An 18,841-nucleotide genomic window follows, 5' to 3' on the forward strand; every position below is an offset into this window, starting at 1 on the left:
GTCAGTTGTACGCCAGGCCAGCCGCAAGGCAGAGATCAACCCAGCATCTCCAGCCCACGCACTTCAGTAATGCCCAGCCCCGGCACATCACTGATGCTGATCTCCGATTCGTTGAAGTGCACGCCGCCGCTGACCGGGTCGAACTGGCCGAGCGACGGGCCGTCCAGGTCGACCTTGGTGATCACATCGCTCTTGGCCACCGCCAGGTGCACGGCGGCGGCGACGCTGATGCTGGATTCGATCATGCAGCCGATCATGCACGGCACGCCGTAGATGCCCGCGATGTCGGCGATGCGGATTGCGTTGGACAGGCCGCCGGTCTTCATCAGCTTGATGTTGATGATGTCGGCCGCGCGCTGCTGGATCAGGTCCATCACCTGGCTGGGGCTGAACACGCTTTCATCGGCCATCACCGGCGTGTTGACGCGATCGGTGACGTACTTCAGGCCGCTGATGTCGGCCGCCTTCACCGGCTGCTCCAGCAGTTCCAGCACCACACCGGCCTCTTCCAGCGTGCGCATGGCATGCACCGCCTGCTTGGCGGTCCAGCCCTGGTTGGCGTCCAGGCGCAGCAGGGCGCGGCCTTCGACGGCGGCATGGATCGCCTTGACCCGTTCGATGTCCAGGCCGATGTCCTTGCCCACCTTGATCTTCAGCGACTCGAAGCCGCGTTCGATGGCCGACAGTGAATCGGCCACCATCTTGTCGATGTAGTCCACGCTGATGGTGATGTCGGTGGTGATCACCGGGTCGCCACCGCCAAGCATCTGGTACAGCGGCGCGCCGTGCAGCTGCGCCCACAGGTCGTACAGCGCGATCTCCACCGCGGCCTTGGCGCTGGTGTTGCGCTCCATCGCGGTCTGCACCAGCCCGCACAGGCGGTTGAGGTTGGCCACGTCCTGGCCGATCAGGCGCGGCGCGATGAAGTGGCGGATCGCTTCGATGATCGAGCCGTGCGTATCACCGGTGATCACCGCAGTGGCGGGGGCTTCGCCGTAGCCGGTGTGGCCGGTGTCGGTGCGGATCAGCACCACCACGTCCTCCACGGTCTCCACCGTGCGCAGGGCGGTCTTGAACGGCGTTTTCAGCGGCACGCGCAGCATGCCCAGTTCGATGGCGGTGATCTTCATTCAGGAGTCTTGGCCCGCAGGCGCTGGATGTTTGTGATGCGGTCGATGTAGCGGACGGTATCGCTGGCCATCATCGGCTCCAGCGGGGTGACCGAAACACCATTGAGGTGGGCCTGTACGCGCTTGCCGTCGGCACCGAACCAGCTGCCGCCCGCCGTATCATGGATGACCCAGGTGCGGCCGTCGACGTGGCCGATGGCCATCATCACGTGCCCGGGAATGTAGACCAGGTCGCCCACCTGCAGATCGGTGACCGCACGGTCGCGCGCGGCCTTGCCGACCTTCCCGGTGAAGGGCAGGCGGTCCAGTGCCGGGCTGATCGCCTGTGCGCTGGTATTGCGCGGCAGCAGCACGCCGAAGCTGCGGTAGATCTCGGAAACGAACCCGCTGCAGTCGCGGGTGTCGTAGTCGTGGCCCCAGCCATAGCGTTCGCCCAGGAACTTGAAGGCCTGCTGCAGCAGCAGGCGCGGGGTGAGCGGCAGGTAGTCGGCGGCGGTGTCCTGCGAGCGCGGCAGCAGCGCCGGCACCAGTTTCAGGCGGCCATCGGTTTCGCGCACCGGCAGCTGCACCACCCACGAGGCATGCGCCTGCTGGCCGTTCACCGGTTCGGCGGCGGGCCAGTCGGCCAGCACCGGCAGGCGCACGCCCATGTCCAGCTGCAGGCGCGAGACGCGCGGTTCCTCCGGGGTGTAGGCGGTCTGCGCCGTGGCACCGGTGATGATGCGGTACGGTCCCTTCGCGCCGTAGCCGAGCACCGTGGCCTTGTCGCCGCTGGCGATGGCGTCGGCTTCGATCCACGCGCTGTAGCGCTCGCTGTGCACGAACAGCCAACGGCCGTCGGCACTGCGGTGGACCACGGCGACCTTGTCGCCGGGGAACAGTGCCGATTCCTGGAAGCGGTCGATGTCGGTGTCGCCGGCCGTGCTGAAGACGCGTTCGCGGGTGGGGAAGGTGCGCAGCGCCGCGCGTTTCACCACCAGGCCGAAGGCTGGTGACACCTGGGAAGGAATCGCATCGAGGCCGAGGTTGGCTTCGATGCCACTGCGCAGCGCGGGGGCGATGGCCTGGCCCTTCTCGTTGAACAGTACACGCTTGGGCCAGCGCGACAATGCGCTGATGCTGGCGCGTACCTGCGCGGCATCGAGCTGTGCGGGCAGTGCGGCGATGTCCTGGATGTGGCTGTCCTGCGCCCGCATCCGCGCGTTCTGCGCGTCGATCTGCGCGCGATCCAGGATCGGCGCATCGGCATCGTCCAGCCGCGCCGCCCAGTACTGGGGCGTCAGATAGGCCTCGTGCAGGCCGATCACATAGGGCAGCGGCGCGCCCGGGTCAGGTGGCGGGGCAGCCTGTGCGAAGGCCGGTGCGGCCAGCAGGCACAGGGCCAGGGTCAACCGGCGCGGCCATTGCCGGTCCGGTGCGCGGGAAGCCAGGATCATGCGCTGCATACCCTCCTCGAATGCCAGCTGGAATATTTATTCCTTTCTCTGGCGAAAGCAAGAATAAATTATTGACCGGTCCCCCGGCCCGTGTTACACAGCCATTACCACCCGCGCTGGGGAAGTGTCGCTGTGGATCCTGCCGTTCGCAAACCGCGTCTGACTGCCGCCGCCGGCCTGTGCGCCGCGCTGCTGCTGTGGGCGTGGTCGGCGGGAGCGGAGCCGCCGCCTTCGGCCATCCAGTTTGCACGTGTTGTGCAGATGATCGACGCGGGACGGTTCTTGGAAGCTCAGCGCGAACTGAACACCTGGTCGGCCGCCGACGCAGCGGAGCCTGGCGTCAGTTTCGACGACATCGCGTTCCAGGAAGAACGCATGCGCCGCATCCGCCTGGATTTTCCCCTCGACGAAACCGCTGCCAAGTCCGCCGTGCGCCGCTGGATTCCCGACCTCACCGACGAGGAATTCGTGCGCTGGGAGCAGCTCGGCCTGATCGAACACCTCGATATCGATGGCACGCGCTGGTACTTCAAGCGTGCACCATCCAACCTGTTCCTGCTCAGCGACGAGGCACGTGCACGCCGCCGCGCGGATGCACCGATGCCGGCGCCGGGCGCGAACGAAGTGCTCAATGCACACCATGCGAGGGTGATTGCTGCGGCCGAACGGAGCGGCCGGGCTTCGGTGCTGCCGCAGCGCATTGAATTCACCCAGTCGCTGACGGTGAAGGCCGATGCGGTGCCGGCCGGTGAAACCGTGCGCGTCTGGATTCCGTACCCGCGTGAGATTCCGGGCCAGCAGGAGCAGGTGCAGTGGCTGGGCAGCACGCCGGGCAAGGCACGCGTGGCTCCGGCCAGTACCTTGCAGCGCACCGCCTACCTGGAAGCCAAGGCCGTAGCGGGCAAGCCGACCCGCTTCGAGATCCGCTACGCAGCGACGATCTTCGCCCGGCATGCCGCGATCGATCCGGCCAAGGTGCAACCGACCCCGGCCGATCCGGCCTTGAAGCCCTACCTGGCCGAGCAGCTGCCGCACGTGCGCTTCACCCCCGCGCTGAAGCTTTTCTCCGACCAAGTGCTGCAGGGCGAGAAGCGCCCGTATGAAGTGGTGCGCAAGCTGTTTGCTGCGGTCGATCGCATTCCCTGGGCAGGCGCGCGCGAGTATTCCACGCTCAGCAACATCAGCGATTACGCCTTGCGCGCAGGCCATGCCGACTGCGGCCAGCAGACCCTGCTGTTGATCGCGCTGTTGCGCATGAACGGCATCCCCGCGCGCTGGCAGTCGGGCATGGTGTTCTCCGACGATGGCAGCGCCTACAACAACCTGCATGACTGGGGGCAGGTCTATCTGGCGCCGTATGGGTGGCTGCCAATGGACGTGACCACCGGCGCACTGGCCAGTGACACGCCGGCACTACGCGATTTCTACCTGGGTGGCCTCGATGGCTACCGCATCGCCTTCAACGATGATTTCGGCCAGCCGTTGGTGCCGGCCAAACAGCATTTCCGCTCGGAAACGGTCGACTCGCAGCGCGGCGAGGCCGAGTGGGCAGGCGGCAACCTGTACTTCGACCAATGGAGCTACGACTTCCAGTGGCGGGTACTGCCAGCCAGGCAACGCTAGCGCGACACATCACATTCCACACCATTCAATTCTTGCAGGAGAGAGCAGGGGATGAAGGCTTACAGCATCAAGCGGGCGGCGTTGTGCGTCGCCCTTGGGGCGTGTCTGGGCGCAATGCTGCCCGGCATCGCGATGGCGCAGAACGTGAATGGCGCGGTCGCCGGCCGTGCAACTGCCGGTGACCAGGTCACCGTGGTCAGCAGCAGCACCGGCCTGACCCGCACCGTCACCGTGGGCAGCGATGGCAGCTACCGTCTCGGCCAGCTGCCGGTGGGTGACTACCAGCTGCAGCTCAGTCGCGATGGCCAGAAGCTGGGCGATCAGGTATCGGTGAGCGTTGCCGTCGGTGGTACCACGACGGTCAATCTGGCCAGCGGCGGTGGCGTCACCAATCTTGACGCACTGCAGGTGGTCGGTACGCGCGTGGTCAATCGCGTGGATGTCTACTCCACCGAAACCGCGTTCAACATCAACCGCCAGGAAATCTCGCGGCTGCCGGTGGCCCAGGATCTGTCCGCGGTGGCGCTGATGGCGCCGGGCGTGGTGGGGGGCAACTCGTCCTTTGGCGGCCTGTCATTTGCCGGTTCATCGGTGGCCGAGAATGCGGTCTTCATCAACGGCCTGAACGTCACCGACATGTATACCCGTCGTGGCTTCAGCACGGCGCCGTTTGCCTTTTTCAACGAGTTCCAGGTCAAGACCGGCGGCTACTCGGTGGAGTTCGGCCGCTCCACCGGTGGCGTGATCAATGCCGTGACCCGCTCGGGCAGCAATGAATTCGAAGGCGGCGTGGAAGTCACCGCCGAGCCCAGTGCATGGCGTGCCAGCGGCGGCGATCATTTCCATCGCGATGGCACGCCGCATTCCTATGGCAGCCGTGACAACAACTCGTTCCTGAAAACCAATGTCTGGGGTTCCGGGCCGATCATCAAGGACAAGCTGTTCCTGTTCGCGATGTACGAAGACCGCAGCGACAAGGGTCACAACACCTCGTCCGATGGCAGCACCTGGTTCAAGAACGATTCCGGCAACGGCTTCTGGGGCACCAAGCTGGACTGGAACATCAACGACAACCACAGCCTGGCACTGCTGGCATTCTCCGACGAAGGCGACGTCACCAATGCCTCGTACGGCTACAACTGGAATGCTGACCAGCTTGGTGCCTGGGGCGGCGATTCGGTTACCGAGACCGGCGGCCGCAACTGGTCGGCTACCTACACCGGCCACTTTGGCCAGAATTTCACCGCCCGCGCCATGGTCGGCCAGAACAACCAGCGCGCGTTCACCAACTCGTCGCTGGACCAGGCCTGCAGCCCGGTGTTCACCGACAGCACCTACGGCCCGCGGTTGAGCAAGCTGCAGGGCCTGCGTGCCGGCTGCCATCCGACCGGTGCGGCCGTGGCCGAGCGGGACGATACCCGCGATGTGGCGCGCCTGGACTTCGAATGGCAGCTTGGCGACCACCTGCTGCGCTTCGGTGTGGACCGCGAGTTGATGACCACCAAGCAGTCCACCCGCTACCCGGGTCCGAGCGAGCTGAGCTACACCGCCTACGTGGCGCGTCCCGGCGATGAAGTGTGGGATGGTGCCAATGCCTACGTGCCGGCGGGCGTCACCGAAATGCTGCGCGCACGCAACCGCAAATCCGGTGGTACGTTCGAAACGGAGGCCAATGCCTTCTACCTGGAAGACATCTGGAACATCACCCCGAACCTGATGCTGAACCTCGGCGTGCGCTGGGACCGCTTCGAGAACCGCACCGCTGCCGGCGAGGCGTTCATCAAGATGGACGACCTGATCGCGCCGCGCGTCGGTTTCTCCTGGGACATGCGCGGCGATGGCAGCAGCAAGCTGTTCGGCAACGCCGGCCGCTACTACCTGCCAGTCACCAACAACATCAACGTGAACTTCGCCGGCGGCTTGACCGACGAATACAGCTACTACGTGCTCAACGGCTGGGAACAGAAAACCTCGCCGACCGGATCGCCATACATGGCCCCGATCGTTGGCCAGCAGATCGGGCCGACCGACACCCGCATGAATACCGGTGGTGCTGACCTGCGCCAGAGCGTGGACCGTGACCTGAAGGCGGTTTACCAGGACGAATACATCCTGGGCTTCCAGAACATGATCAACCAGGCCTGGTCGTGGGGCGTCAACGCCACCTACCGGCGCATGACCCGCGCGCTGGATGACATCCGCATCAACTACACCCCGTGCGGCCCGACCCCGAGCACGCTGTGGCCGATCGCCAACCCGGGCGAGAGCCTGACGATCTGGGGTGACAAGAGCATCGGCTGCGCCAACGAAGGCTGGATCACCATCGATACCGCCAACAGCGGCTACCGCAAGGGCGGCAGCGGCGAGGTGATCGGGTACTCCAAGCCCAAGCGCACCTACAAGGCGCTGGAGTTCCAGATCGACCGTGCCTGGGACGAGAAGTGGCTGTTCAATGCGTCCTACCTGTGGTCCAAGAGCGAGGGCAACTTCGAGGGCCCGGTGAACTCCGATACCAACTACGGTGATACCGGCATGGTGCAGTTCTGGGATCATCCGGCTACCAACGAACGCTATGGCGTGCTGTTCAACGACTTCCGCCATCAGTTCAAGCTTCGCGCCGCGTATGCACTGAACAAACAGTGGTCGTTCGGCACCACGCTGCAGGTGCAGTCCGGTGGCCCGATTACCGCCTACGGCGTGATGTGGCCCAACGACTCCATTGCCGGTGGCAGCACGTCCAGTGAAGGCAGCGGTGGCGGCACCGGCTGGCTGTGCGTGGCCAACTGCGCGGGCCCGTACAACCAGCGGCAGTTCGAGTACAGCCCGCGTGGTGCGTTCGGTCGCCTGCCGTGGACCTGGAACATGGGCGCCAATGTGACCTGGCGCTTGCCGGTGGAGGGCATCGACCTCAGCGCGCGGTTGTCGGTGTACAACGTGTTCAACAACCAGAAGACCATCAACGTGCACCAGCGCTATGAAGCACAGCCCGGCCAGTACCGCGAGGCGACCTTTGCAACCGGCACGCGCTGGCAGGCCCCGCGCTATACCCAGCTGGTGGTGACCTGGAACTTCTGAGGCCAACGCCGCGTGGAGCGCCGGGCGTGCCCGGCGTTGCCGCGCACTCCGTAGCGTCGAGCTCGCTCGACGGCTTCGGGTGGCGCCGATCCGTGGAGCAGGCGCGACGCTACGTGTGCATTGCGGTGCTGGCTGTTCCCACGGCCTCCATCGATGCCGATGTCGCGGCCATCGTCCACCGCGAGCATCTGCCCGGGATCGCGCTGGCGGTGGTCGACAATGGGCAGGTGGTCTACCAGCATGCGGAGGGTGCGCGCGGTGATGGCGGCGACATCGACCAGGACACGCTGTTCAAGATCGCCTCCAACAGCAAGGCGATGACCGCCGCGCTGCTGGCACGGCTGGTGCAGCAGGGCAGGCTGCGCTGGGATGACCCGGTGCAGCGCTACCTGCCCAGCTTCCGCATGCATGATGCGTGGGTCGGCCAGCAGATGCAGGTGCGCGATCTGCTGATCCACAACAGTGGCCTCGGCCTGGGTGCGGGTGACCTGATGCTGTGGCCGGAGCCGAACACATTCACCCGCGCCGACATCATCGCGGGCCTGGCGCACCTGAAGCCGGTCAGCAGTTTCCGCAGCCGCTACGCCTACGACAACCTGATGTATGTGGTGGCCGGTGAAGTGGCCGCAGCGGCCGGTGGCAAACCTTACGATCAGCTGATGCGCGAGCAGGTGTTCGAGCCGCTCGACATGGACCGTTGCCAGGTGGGCGCGTGGCCGGTAAAGCAGGTGGGCAACGTGGCGCAGCCCCATGCCTGGCGCGATGGTCGCAATGAGGTGGTGAACGCCGATGCTGCGATCAGCCCGGACCTGCCCTCGATGGCGGCCGGCGGCATCCGCTGCTCGCTGCGCGACATGACGCGTTGGATGCAGGTGCTGCTGGACTCTTCCCTGGTCCCTGATTGGCTCAGTGCCGGGCAGCGCCGTACGTTGTGGACCCTGCACATGCCGATGCCATTGAGCGAGCGCCAGCAGCGCTGGGACAACGCCCACTTCTACGGCTATGGCTACGGCTGGCGGGTGTCGGACATGGACGGGCAGTGGAAGGTGGCGCACACCGGCACGCTGTCGGGCATGTATTCGTCGCTGGCCCTGCTGCCGGACCGCAAGGTGGGCGTGGTGATGCTGATCAACGGCGAAGGCGAGGATGCGCGTACCGCGTTGATGCAGGCCATGCTGAAGCGCTTTACCGCACCCGATGATGCGCGTCCGGCGACGGAGTACCTGGCTGAACTGAAGGCTGACCAGGCCGCGCGAGTGGCGACCGGCCATCAGCGGCCATCCCTGGCTCCGGCACGCGAGACACGTCGCACTGATCTGCCACGCTGGCAGGGCCGTTACACCGACCCCTGGCTGGGGCCGGCCTCGCTGTGCCCGGGCAAGGAGGGCCTGCGTTTCAGCGTGGAGAAGTCGCCGAAGCTGCAGGGCGACGTGCTGCAGGTGCAAGGGCGCTGGCTGCTGCGCTGGGATACGCTGGGCGACGAGGCGCAGGCGTGGCTGCAACCGGGCGAAGGCCAGGTGCCGACGCTGGACCTGCGCGCCATCGATCCGGACATCGACTTCAGCTATGACTTCCAGGATCTGCATTTCACTCGTACTGGCGACTGCGCTGGCCGCGACCGCCCACGCCGCTGAGCCGCCCCGCGTCTCGCCCGCCACCGATGCCGCCGTGGCCGGACTGGTGGAGATCCGCACGCTGTCGCCGCACATCGAGCTGGATATCCGTTACGCGACGGCGAACAACTTCACCGGCGCGCCGGTACCCGGTTACGAGGCGCCGGCCTGCTACCTGCTGGCGCCGGTCGCGAAGGCACTGGCCCAGGCGGAGCAGGATCTGCGTGGGCAGGGCTTTGGCCTGCGTCTCTACGATTGCTATCGGCCGGTACGATCGGTGCAGGCCTTCATGGCCTGGGTGAACGATCCGCGCGAGCAGTCACGCAAGGCCGCGCAATACCCCGACCTGGACAAGCCGCAACTGCTGGCCGACGGCTATATCGCCGAACGTTCCGGCCACAGCCGCGGTGCCACGGTCGATCTCGGCCTGCTGGATTGCCGCATCGGTACCTGCACGCCGCTGGATATGGGCACCGATTTCGACTTCTTCGGCCCGCGTGCGCATACACGGACGAGCGGGCTGAGTGAAGCGCAGCAGGCCAACCGGCGGCAGCTGGTGCAGGCGATGGCATGGCGTGGTTTCGTGAACTATCCGCAGGAATGGTGGCACTACACGTTCCAGCCGGAACCGGATCCAGCGACCGCCTACGACGTTCCCGTGCGGTAGCGGGCACCCTTCATGGCCTGAGGTCAGCTCCACGCATGGCGTGGATCGACTGTGGGTGCCGGAGGGGGTCTGGGGCAGATCCCTTACACTGGCCGCCATTCCACCACTGCCCAATCGATGAACCTTCCATTGCACTTCGGTCTGCTCGGTACCCTGGAAGCCGGCGGCATCGCCCTGCTGGTCGGCCTGCTGGTGTACCTCCTGTGGTCGCGGCTGTGCCGGGTGCTGCACTGGTCGATGGGCCATGCGATTGGCTGGTCCTGCGTCATCTCGGTGGTGATCTCCGCCGGCATCGATGCATGGAAGTTGTTCTACATGGGCATCGTGCGGCTGGAATCGCCGCTGTACGCGCGCATCTTCCTCTCCACCATCCATGATCCGAACGAACTCGGCAGCCGCGTGGTGCTGGAGATCGCCGGCGCCCTGGCCGGTGTGGCGCTGGCATGGCTGATGTTCAGTTCGCGGTCATCGGAGAAAACCGTCGACTGACGCAGGTTTTTCGTTGCCTGCCGGTTAAATCCACAGGCGCTGAATGCGCAGCTTATGCACCACTCACTTCACCCTAACCAGCGTGCTAATGCATGCACGCGGGCCAGTGGTTAATCGCGTGTGTGGACGCCGGTCGCGACGCAAAATCGATTCAGAAAGGCGGTGGCAGGGTAGGTGCCGTGCGGAAGCAGCAGGCCGCGCAACACCACCCAACAGGTAGGAGACACCCCCGATGACTATTCGCAACCGCAAGCCCCTGATCGCCCTGATCGTCGCCGCCGGCAGCGTACTGGCCATTCCGGCGATGGCGCAGTCAGCCAAGCAGCAGGCCGCACATGCGCAGAACGAAGCCGCGCAAGCCCAGCAGGCGGCTGCACAGGCCGGCCAGGCCGCTGACCAGGCGACCAACGCGGCCGCGGCAGCGTCGGCGCAGGCCAATGGCGGTGGCCAAACCTGGGCCAGCATCGATACCGATGGCAACGGCACCATCAGCAAGTCCGAGGCGCAGGTGAACGCCGGCCTGGCGCAGGTGTTCGACCAGGCCGATACCAACAAGGACGGCGAGCTCAGCGCCGACGAATACAAGGCCTATGTGGCCGCCCAGCAGGCCGGCGCGGGTGCCGGTAGCGGCAAGTGATCGCTGCCTGATTCGGGACAACCGGTGCATGGGGACCTGGGCGGCTTCGGCCGCCCGGGTTTTTCCGGGCATCGCCGGCCCTGTATCCTTGGCCGATGAACACCCCCACGCCTGCGCCGTCGCGCGCCATCGGCCTGGTCGGTTTTGACGGTGACGACACGCTGTGGAAGAGCGAGGACTACTACCGCAAGGCCGAGCAGGATTACCTTGACCTGCTGTCGCGCTACATCGACGTGCACGACACCCACACCGCGCGCCACCTGCTGGAAGTCCAGCAGCGCCATCTGGGCACCTTCGGCTACGGCGTGAAGAGCATGACCCTGTCGATGATCGAAGCGGCCATCGACATCACCGGTCAGCGCATCGAAGCCAAGGACATCCAGCGCATCCTCGACATCGGCCACGACACCCTGCGCCACCCGGTCGAGCTGATCGACGGCGTGCGCGAAGCAGTGGGCGCCATCGCCGAGCACTACCCGGTGGTGCTGATCACCAAGGGCGATCTGTTCCACCAGGAAGCGAAGATCAAGGTCGCCAACCTGGCCGACCTGTTCCCGCGCATCGAGATCGTGTCCGAGAAGGACCCGGAGACCTACGCCCGCGTGCTGGCCGAGTTCGACCTGCCGATGCAGCGCTTCGTAATGGTCGGCAACTCGCTGCGTTCGGATATCGAACCGGTGATCACCCTCGGTGGCTGGGGCATCCACACCCCTTACGCGGTGACCTGGGCGCACGAGACCCAGCACGGCGTGGCCGACGACGAGCCGCGCAGGGTCAATGCCGATACCGCCCACGATTGGCCGGCGGCGCTGGCCGCGATCGAGGCCAAGGCCGCCGCGGCGGCCTGACAGGCGAAGGCGGCTGCGGCAGAATCGGGCCATGAACCACCGACTGCACGCCCTGCTGTTGTCCCTGCTGCTGGCGCCGGCCACCGTGCTGGCGCAGCAGACGGCCGAACGTTCGGCCGCGTACGAGGTGAAGACCGGCGACAGCTGGGTCGATGCCCAGCTACAGGACATCAACCACTACGCCGAGCGCTACCCGGACGCCTTCCTCGATGAGGTGTCGCGCTATGCCGGCGTGCCGCGCGGCTACATCAGCGCGCTGTTCACCACCCATGGTTGGCAGGCCGGGGATATCTACTTCGCCTGCTTCTGGGCCAAGGCCAGCGGCCAGACCTGCCGCGACAGCGTGCGCGCCTTCAGCCAGGACCCTGAGGGCGGCTGGGAGGCGGTGGTGAAGCGCATGCCGGTGAAACCGCAGAACCTGCATGTGCGCGCCGTGCGCCATGCCATCGTGGCCAGCTATGCGCACTGGGACCGGCCGATCACCCTCGATGCCACCCTGAAGCGACAGCTCAACCGGTAGTGCCGGCCGCTCGCCGGCAACTGCACCATTCCAGGCGTCCAGAGGTTGCCGGCCCGCGGCCGGTACTGCCGATCTGCTTCATGTTGCTCTGCGTATCGCCGCCACCGCGCACTCCGGCGACAATACGGCTTCGCCGTTCCCCGTTCCCGTAATCGAGTAACTGATGAGCGCCTCCTTCGTTTCGCCCGATGTGATCCGCCGCCTGTTCGCGCAGGCCATGTCCCGCATGTACCGCACCGAAGTGCCGCTGTACGGCACGCTGGTGGAACTGGTCGAGCGGATCAACGCGCAGGTGCTTGTGCAGGACCCGGCGCTGGCCGCGCAGCTGCAGCGCAACGACGAGCGCGCGCGGCTGGATGAAGAACGCCATGGCGCGATCCGCGTCGGCACCGTTCAGGAGCTGGCCACGCTGCGCCGCCTGTTCGCGGTGATGGGCATGTACCCGGTCGGCTACTACGACCTGTCGGTGGCCGGCGTGCCGGTGCATTCCACCGCGTTCCGCCCGCTCACCGGCGCCGCGCTCGCGCAGAACCCGTTCCGCGTGTTCACCTCGCTGCTGCGCCTGGAGCTGATCGAAGACCAAGCGCTGCGTGCCGAATCGGCGAAGATCCTGGCCCGCCGCCGCATCTTCACCGACGGCGCGCTGGCGCTGATCGAGCAGGCCGAGCGTGACGGCGGCCTGTCGCAGGCCGATGCCGATCGCTTCGTCGATGAAGCGCTGGAAACCTTCCGCTGGCATGGTGATGCCACCGTCGATCTGCCGACCTACCAAGCGCTGCACGACGCGCACCGGCTGGTGGCCGACGTGGTCAGCTTCCGTGGCCCGCACATCAACCATCTCACCCCGCGCACGCTGGATATCGACGCCGCGCAGGCGGCAATGATCGAACACGGCATGGCGGCCAAGGCGGTGATCGAGGGCCCGCCGCGGCGCGCCTGCCCGATCCTGCTGCGGCAGACCAGCTTCAAGGCGCTGGAAGAGGCGGTGCACTTCCCGGACAGCGAGGGCGGCGATGCCGGCACCCATACCGCGCGCTTCGGCGAGATCGAACAGCGCGGCCTTGCCCTGACCCCGAAGGGCCGCGCGCTGTACGACCAGCTGCTGGCGCAGGCGCGCGACGCCGGCGGAGCCGGCAGCACCGGTGGCGACTACGGCCAGCGCCTGCAGGCGGTGTTTGCCAGCTTCCCGGATGACCACGACACCCTGCGCCAGGAAGGCCTGGGCTACTACCGCTACCAGCTGACCGAGGCCGGCCGTGCCGCGCCCGAGCGCGTGGCTGATCTGCCGGCCGAAGTGCTGGTGGCCACCGGCTTGGCCACGGCCGACCCGATCGTCTACGAAGATTTCCTGCCGGTCAGCGCCGCGGGCATCTTCCAGTCGAACCTGGGGGGCGAAGAGCAGCGCGCCTATGCCGCGCATGCGAACCGCGAGGCCTTCGAGCAGGCGTTGGGCGTGGCGGTGAATGACGAGTTCGAGATCTACGAGCGGCTGCAGGCCGAATCGCTGGCGGCGCTGCGTATCGCGTGATGCGGGCCGTGTGGAGCCGAGCGTGGGCTCGGCTCCCCGGGGCCGGGTCTCAGCCCTTCATCGTGCCGGTATCCAGCCAACGCTGGTGCCAGGACAGCGCTTCCGGCAGCAGGTGCGGGGTGTGCTTGCCGTAACTCTCGCGGCTGGCGCGGTCGAAGTAATCCTGCAGTTGCGCGCGGAAATCCGGGTGCGCGCAGTTATCGATCAGCACCTGCGCGCGCTTGCGCGGGGTCAGCCCGCGCAGATCGGCCAGGCCCTGTTCGGTGACGATCACCGACACGTCGTGCTCGGTGTGGTCGACATGGCTGGCCATCGGCACGATCGCCGAGATGGTGCCGTTCTTGGCCGTGGACGGGCTCAGGAACGCCGACAGGAAACCGTTGCGGGCAAAGTCACCGGAACCGCCGATGCCGTTCATGATGCGCGTGCCCATCACGTGCGTCGAATTGACGTTGCCGTAGATGTCCACCTCGATCATGCCGTTCATGCCGATGCAGCCCAGGCGGCGCACCAGTTCCGGATGGTTGGAGATCTCCTGCGTGCGCATGATGATGCGCTCGCGATAGAAGTCGATGTTCTCCTTGAACGTCTCGTTCGCCTGCGGGCTCAGCGCGAAGCCGGTGCACGAGGCATAGCTCAGCACGCCGTCGCGCAGCAGGTCGAGCATGCCGTCCTGGATCACTTCGGTGAACGCGGCCAGGTCGCGGAAACCGCTCTTGGCCAGGCCGGCCAGCACCGCGTTGGGAATGTTGCCCACGCCCGACTGCAGCGGCAGCAGGTTCGGCGGCAGGCGGCCCTTCTTCACTTCGTGCTTGAGGAACTCGATCAGGTGCGAGGCGATCTGTTCGCTGGTCGCATCGATCGGGCTGAACGGGCTGTTGCGATCCGGGCCGTTGGTGCGCACCACCGCCACGATTTTGTCCGGATCGCAGCGCAGCGCGGTGTCGCCGATGCGGTCGTTGGCGTTCACCAGCGGAATCGGCTTGCGGTGCGGCGGCAGCGCGGTGCCATAGTAGATGTCATGCATGCCGTCAACGCCGGCCGGCTGCCACTCGTTGACCTCGACGATCACCTTCTTGGCCAGGTCCAGCCAGGTCTTGTTGTTGCCCACCGAGGTGGAGGGCACCAGCGAGCCGTCCTCGCGGATGGCCGACACTTCGATCACGGCGGTATCGATCTCGCCGTAGAAGCCGAACCACACGTGCTGGGCGACGTGGCTGAGGTGGATGTCGATGTAATCCAGCTTGCCTTCGTTGATGCGGTTGCGCGCATCCGGGTCGCTCTGGAACGGCATGCGCATGGCGATGCCATCGGCCTTGGCCAGCGCGCCATCGAGTTCCGGCGCGGTGGAGGCGCCGGTCATCAGTTTGATCTGGAAGGGGTTGCCCTGGGCGTGCACCGCTTCGATGCGGCGGGCCAGTTCCACCGGAACGGCCTTGGGGTAACCGGAGCCGGTGAAGCCGCTCATGGCCACGGTTTCACCGGGCTGGATCAGCGCGGCTGCGGCCTCGGCAGAGACCACGCGGTCGCGGAGACGCGCGTTGGCGATGCGATCAACAGACATGACGACAGTGTTTCTCGGGGGGAAACCCGATTATCGGCCATCCCCCGCGGTACGGGGGGTTCTACCTTCGTGGAATGGCTTTTCACACCAGCGCTCACCCATACCCGCCGGTTTTGTTTTGCAGTGCAGCGTGCAAAGTGCTTTCGCAGCCCGCACGATGGCCCTGCATCCCGACGTGGGGGAGGGAGCAGAGCCCGCTGGCAGTTCGCTGCAAGCGGGCTTTTTTATTGCCTGCCGCCCCGTATGAATGGGCGGGGCCGCATTATCGGTCGGGTCGATACAATCAGCCCATGACCCTCGCCCCCGCTGAACTGCCCGCCTCCCTGAAGCCTGTCGCCGACCGCGCGCTGTCGCGATTGGCCCAGGCGCTGCCTGAGCCCATCCCGGCCGAGCTGCAGCCGCTGCTGACCCGGCTGGCCGTGGCCAGCGACTTCGCCCTCGACACCCTGGTGCGCCAGCCGGCCCTGCTGGCGCAGCTGGCGGCCTCTGGTTGCCCGCCGATTCCCGCGCCGGTGCTCGACCCGCTGCAGCCCAGCGACTGGCCCGCGCAGCTGCGGCGCTGGCGTACCGCGATGTCCACACGACTGATCTGGCGCGATCTGGGCGGTCTGGACGACGTGGCGCAGACCCTGGCTGGCGCCACCACCTTGGCCGAAGACTGCCTTCGGCTGGCACTGGACGCCCTGCAGCAGGAGTTCGCACAGCGCCACGGCGTGGTCCGCGACGCAGAGGGCACCCCCCAGCAGCTGGTGGTTTTTGGTCTCGGCAAACTGGGCGGCGGCGAACTGAACTTCAGTTCCGATATCGACCTGGTCTACGCCTACCCGCACGGCGGTGAGTCCGATGGCCCGCGCGCGCTGGCCGCCGAAGAGTATTTCGCCCGCCTCGGCCAGCGCCTGGCCAAGCTGCTGGACGAAACCACCGTCGATGGCTTCAGCCACCGCGTCGACCTGCGCCTGCGCCCGTTCGGCAGCGCCGGCCGCGTTGCGTTGTCATTCGCGGCGATGGACCAGTATTTCCAGCGCGAGGGCCGCGACTGGGAACGCTATGCCTGGTTGAAGGCGCGTGCGGTGGCCGGCGACATCGAGGCCGGCGAAGCATGGCTGCAGACCCTGCGCCCGTTCGTGTACCGGCGCTATCTGGATTTCACCGCGCTCGATGGCCTGCGTGAGATGAAAGCGGCGATCACCGCCGAGGTCGCGCGCCGCGAACTGCACGAGGACATCAAGCGCGGCGCCGGTGGCATCCGCGAAATCGAGTTCCTGTGCCAGGCGCTGCAGCTGATCCGCGGCGGTCGCGAACCGGCATTGCGCGAACGCCGCCTGCTGGTGGCGCTGGATGCACTGGTGGCCGCCGGACAGATCGCGCCGGAAGATGGCAGTGCGCTGCGCGAGGCGTACCTGTTCCTGCGCCGGCTGGAAAACCGCCTGCAGATGCTGCGCGATGCACAGACCCACGTGCTGCCCGGCGACGCACTGGACCGCGAGCGCATCGCCGTCGGCCTCGGTTACCCGGACTGGGACGTACTGCGCGCGGCGCTGGCCGTGCAGCAGCAGCGGGTCAGCACCGAATTCGCCGCACTGCTGGCCCCGCGCAAGGGCCAGGCTGCGCCCGATGCGTTGGCCAGCTACTGGCGCAGCCTGCCCGACGGCAGCAATGCGCCGCTGTTGGCCGATGCCGGTTTCCTCGATGCTAACGGCGCCGATCAGTCACTGCGCGATTTCGCCCAGAGCACCGGCGTGAAGTCATTGTCCGATGCCGCGCGTGCGCGCCTGGATCGCGTGCTGCCGGCGCTGCTGCATGCGGCCACGCGTTCGCCACAACCCGATGCCGCGCTCAAGCGCGTGCTCGGCCTGTTGCAGGCGGTGCTGCGCCGGACCAGCTATCTCGCACTGCTGGATGAGCAGCCGAGTGCGCTGGCGCGGTTGGTCGACGTGCTGGCGCGCAGCGCATTGCTGGCAGAGCGCCTGGCGGCGTATCCGCTGCTGCTGGACGAACTGCTGGACGTGCGCGTGTCCGGGCCGATGCCTGACTTCGCCGGCATGCTGGCCGAATGCCGGCAGGTGTTGCCGGTGGAAGATCCCGAATCCCAATTGCGCTGGCTCAACGAGACCCGGCTGGCGCTCAGCTTCCGGATGGCGATGGCCACGCTGGACGGTCGCCAGGGCGCTGTCGACAGCACGCGACAACTGGCCGAGCTGGCACAGGCCGTCGTCATCACGGTGCTGGCGATGGCCGAAGCGGACATGCGCGCCGCGCACGGCGAGATTCCCGGCGGGCGCTTCGCGATCATCGGCTACGGCAGCCTGGGCGGCCTGGAGTTGGGCTTCGGTTCCGATCTGGACCTGGTGTTCCTGCACGACAATCCGGCCGGGGTGGATGCCAGTGATGGCGCGCGCCCATTGGAGCCCGGGCGCTGGTACGCACGTCTTGCGCAGAAGGTCATGGCCCTGCTCGGCGCGGTCACCGCAGCCGGGCGCCTGTATGACATCGATGTGCGTCTGCGCCCGGATGGCGGCAAGGGGGCGCTGGTGTCTTCGCTGGCCAGCTATACCGAATACCAGCGCGAACGCGCATGGACCTGGGAACACCAGGCACTGGTGCGCGCGCGTGGCGTCGCCGGTGATGCGAGCCTGCTGGAAGATTTCGAGCAGGTACGCGCGCGCACGTTGGGTCGCGAACGTGACCTCGCCACCCTGTACGCCGACGTGCTGAAAATGCGCGCGCGCATGCGCGCCGAACTGGACCGCAGCGATGCCGCGCGGCTGGACCTGAAGCAGGGCGCCGGTGGCGTGGTGGACCTGGAGTTCCTGCTGCAGACCGGTGTGCTGGCGCGCAGCGCGCAGGTACCGGCGTTGCTGCAGCCGCGCGATACCCCTGCGTTGATCGGAGCACTGGCCGCTGCCGGTTTCCTGCCGGAAGACACGGCGCAGGCGCTGCATGGAGCACATGCCACGTTGCTGGATGTTGGCCTCGCGTGCACGCTGGACCGGCGCCCGCGGCTGGCACCGACCACGCCCGCGATTGAAGAGGCCTGCGCGGCCATCACGGCGGTGTGCAGTGCGGCAGAGTTGCCGTTCGCCTGAGCGGTGGCAATGAACGCCAACCAAGGTTGGCACCTGCCAGGGCAATAGCAGTCAGCCGGCGGCGCGCAGCGGCGCCATCTTCCACAGCAGCGCGCGGAACGGGGCCAGCAGGCAGACGCCAATGGCCAGCTTCACCGCCAGGTCGCCGGCGGCCCAGCTCACCCACGGCAGCGCCGAACCGGCGAATGCGATCGACCAGAAGATCGTGGTGTCCACCGTCGCGCTGCAGGTGGTGGCCACCATCGGGGCGCGCCACCAGCTGCCACGGCGCAGGCGGTCGAACACAGTGATGTCCAGCAGCTGCGCCACGATGAACGCCGAGCACGAGGCAATCGCAATGCGTGGCGTGGCCACCCACACCGACAGCACCACCGCCACCAGGAAACCGATCCAGGCCACGCGGCGCGCCGGGCCCGGGCCGAAACGGCGGTTGATCAGGTTGCTGACCAGGAACGCCACCGGATAGCTGAAGGCACCCCAGGTCAGCCAGTCGTTGATCGGGTACTGCACCAGCACGTTCGACAGCAGCACCACCGCGCCCATCGCCAGCACCGCCAGCACCAGGGCGCGCGGGGTCAGCGGGGCAAACACGGGGGCAGGACGCACGGACATGGCGAGCCAGGGG

At 66.8% G+C, this 18,841-nt stretch carries 14 protein-coding genes; 10 read left to right on the forward strand and 4 right to left on the reverse strand.

The window, feature by feature from the left end:
- Positions 1–35: 35 nt before the first annotated feature.
- Together QZ853_RS17870 and QZ853_RS17875 are read right to left on the reverse strand one after the other, a co-directional pair.
- Positions 36–1,130, reverse strand: a complete 1,095-nt coding sequence (locus QZ853_RS17870) for a dipeptide epimerase (protein ID WP_032130035.1) — start codon at positions 1,128–1,130, stop codon at positions 36–38.
- Positions 1,127–2,566 (reverse strand): SH3 domain-containing protein, encoded by a 1,440-nt coding sequence (locus QZ853_RS17875; RefSeq protein ID WP_295576522.1) that lies wholly within the window; start codon positions 2,564–2,566, stop codon positions 1,127–1,129. Before QZ853_RS17875 ends, QZ853_RS17870 begins: the two co-directional genes overlap by 4 nt.
- A 132-nt stretch (positions 2,567–2,698) precedes the next feature.
- Between QZ853_RS17875 and QZ853_RS17880 the strand changes: the two genes are divergently transcribed.
- The 9 genes from QZ853_RS17880 to QZ853_RS17920 all read left to right on the forward strand — a co-directional run bounded on the left by QZ853_RS17880 (position 2,699) and on the right by QZ853_RS17920 (position 13,566).
- Complete coding sequence (locus tag QZ853_RS17880; protein WP_295576524.1) at positions 2,699–4,189, forward strand: transglutaminase-like domain-containing protein; 1,491 nt, start codon at positions 2,699–2,701, stop codon at positions 4,187–4,189.
- 51 nt (positions 4,190–4,240) lie between these two features.
- A complete protein-coding gene (locus QZ853_RS17885; protein ID WP_295576531.1) occupies positions 4,241–7,264 on the forward strand; it encodes a TonB-dependent receptor in 3,024 nt (1,007 codons plus the stop codon).
- A gap of 92 nt (positions 7,265–7,356) precedes the next feature.
- On the forward strand, positions 7,357–8,898 hold the full coding sequence (locus QZ853_RS17890) for a serine hydrolase domain-containing protein (protein ID WP_295578953.1): 1,542 nt from the start codon (positions 7,357–7,359) through the stop codon (positions 8,896–8,898).
- Positions 8,831–9,544, forward strand: a complete 714-nt coding sequence (locus QZ853_RS17895) for a M15 family metallopeptidase (RefSeq protein ID WP_295576538.1) — start codon at positions 8,831–8,833, stop codon at positions 9,542–9,544. Before QZ853_RS17890 ends, QZ853_RS17895 begins: the two co-directional genes overlap by 68 nt.
- A gap of 117 nt (positions 9,545–9,661) precedes the next feature.
- Positions 9,662–10,033, forward strand: coding sequence for a hypothetical protein (locus QZ853_RS17900; RefSeq protein WP_295576545.1), 372 nt, complete (start codon positions 9,662–9,664; stop codon positions 10,031–10,033).
- A 232-nt stretch (positions 10,034–10,265) separates the two neighbouring features.
- Positions 10,266–10,670 carry an EF-hand domain-containing protein gene (locus QZ853_RS17905; protein WP_295576552.1) on the forward strand — a complete coding sequence of 135 codons (405 nt, stop codon included), beginning with the start codon at positions 10,266–10,268 and terminating at the stop codon, positions 10,668–10,670.
- Positions 10,671–10,765: 95 nt separating this feature from the next.
- Complete coding sequence (locus QZ853_RS17910) at positions 10,766–11,518, forward strand: HAD family hydrolase (protein WP_295576559.1); 753 nt, start codon at positions 10,766–10,768, stop codon at positions 11,516–11,518.
- A gap of 31 nt (positions 11,519–11,549) precedes the next feature.
- Positions 11,550–12,038, forward strand: a complete 489-nt coding sequence (locus QZ853_RS17915) for a hypothetical protein (protein ID WP_295576565.1) — start codon at positions 11,550–11,552, stop codon at positions 12,036–12,038.
- A gap of 163 nt (positions 12,039–12,201) precedes the next feature.
- Entirely contained in the window at positions 12,202–13,566 is a 1,365-nt protein-coding gene (locus QZ853_RS17920) for a VOC family protein (RefSeq protein WP_295576571.1), read from the forward strand.
- Between the two features lie 49 nt (positions 13,567–13,615).
- On the opposite strand, the gene QZ853_RS17925 is transcribed toward QZ853_RS17920, so the two are convergent.
- Positions 13,616–15,130: an acetyl-CoA hydrolase/transferase family protein gene (locus tag QZ853_RS17925; protein ID WP_043035710.1), complete on the reverse strand. Its 1,515-nt coding sequence runs from the start codon at positions 15,128–15,130 to the stop codon at positions 13,616–13,618.
- A gap of 290 nt (positions 15,131–15,420) precedes the next feature.
- Here QZ853_RS17925 and glnE point away from each other — a divergent pair, with 290 nt between their 5' ends.
- Positions 15,421–18,216, forward strand: coding sequence for a bifunctional [glutamate--ammonia ligase]-adenylyl-L-tyrosine phosphorylase/[glutamate--ammonia-ligase] adenylyltransferase (gene glnE / locus QZ853_RS17930; RefSeq protein WP_295576577.1), 2,796 nt, complete (start codon positions 15,421–15,423; stop codon positions 18,214–18,216).
- A 51-nt stretch (positions 18,217–18,267) separates the two neighbouring features.
- Here the strand turns inward: glnE and QZ853_RS17935 are convergent, their stop codons facing one another.
- Complete coding sequence (locus QZ853_RS17935; protein WP_295576579.1) at positions 18,268–18,828, reverse strand: queuosine precursor transporter; 561 nt, start codon at positions 18,826–18,828, stop codon at positions 18,268–18,270.
- Between the last annotated feature and the right edge of the window lie 13 nt (positions 18,829–18,841).

The sequence above is a fragment of the uncultured Stenotrophomonas sp. genome, from assembly GCF_913778665.1.
Classification (GTDB): Bacteria; Pseudomonadota; Gammaproteobacteria; order Xanthomonadales; family Xanthomonadaceae; genus Stenotrophomonas.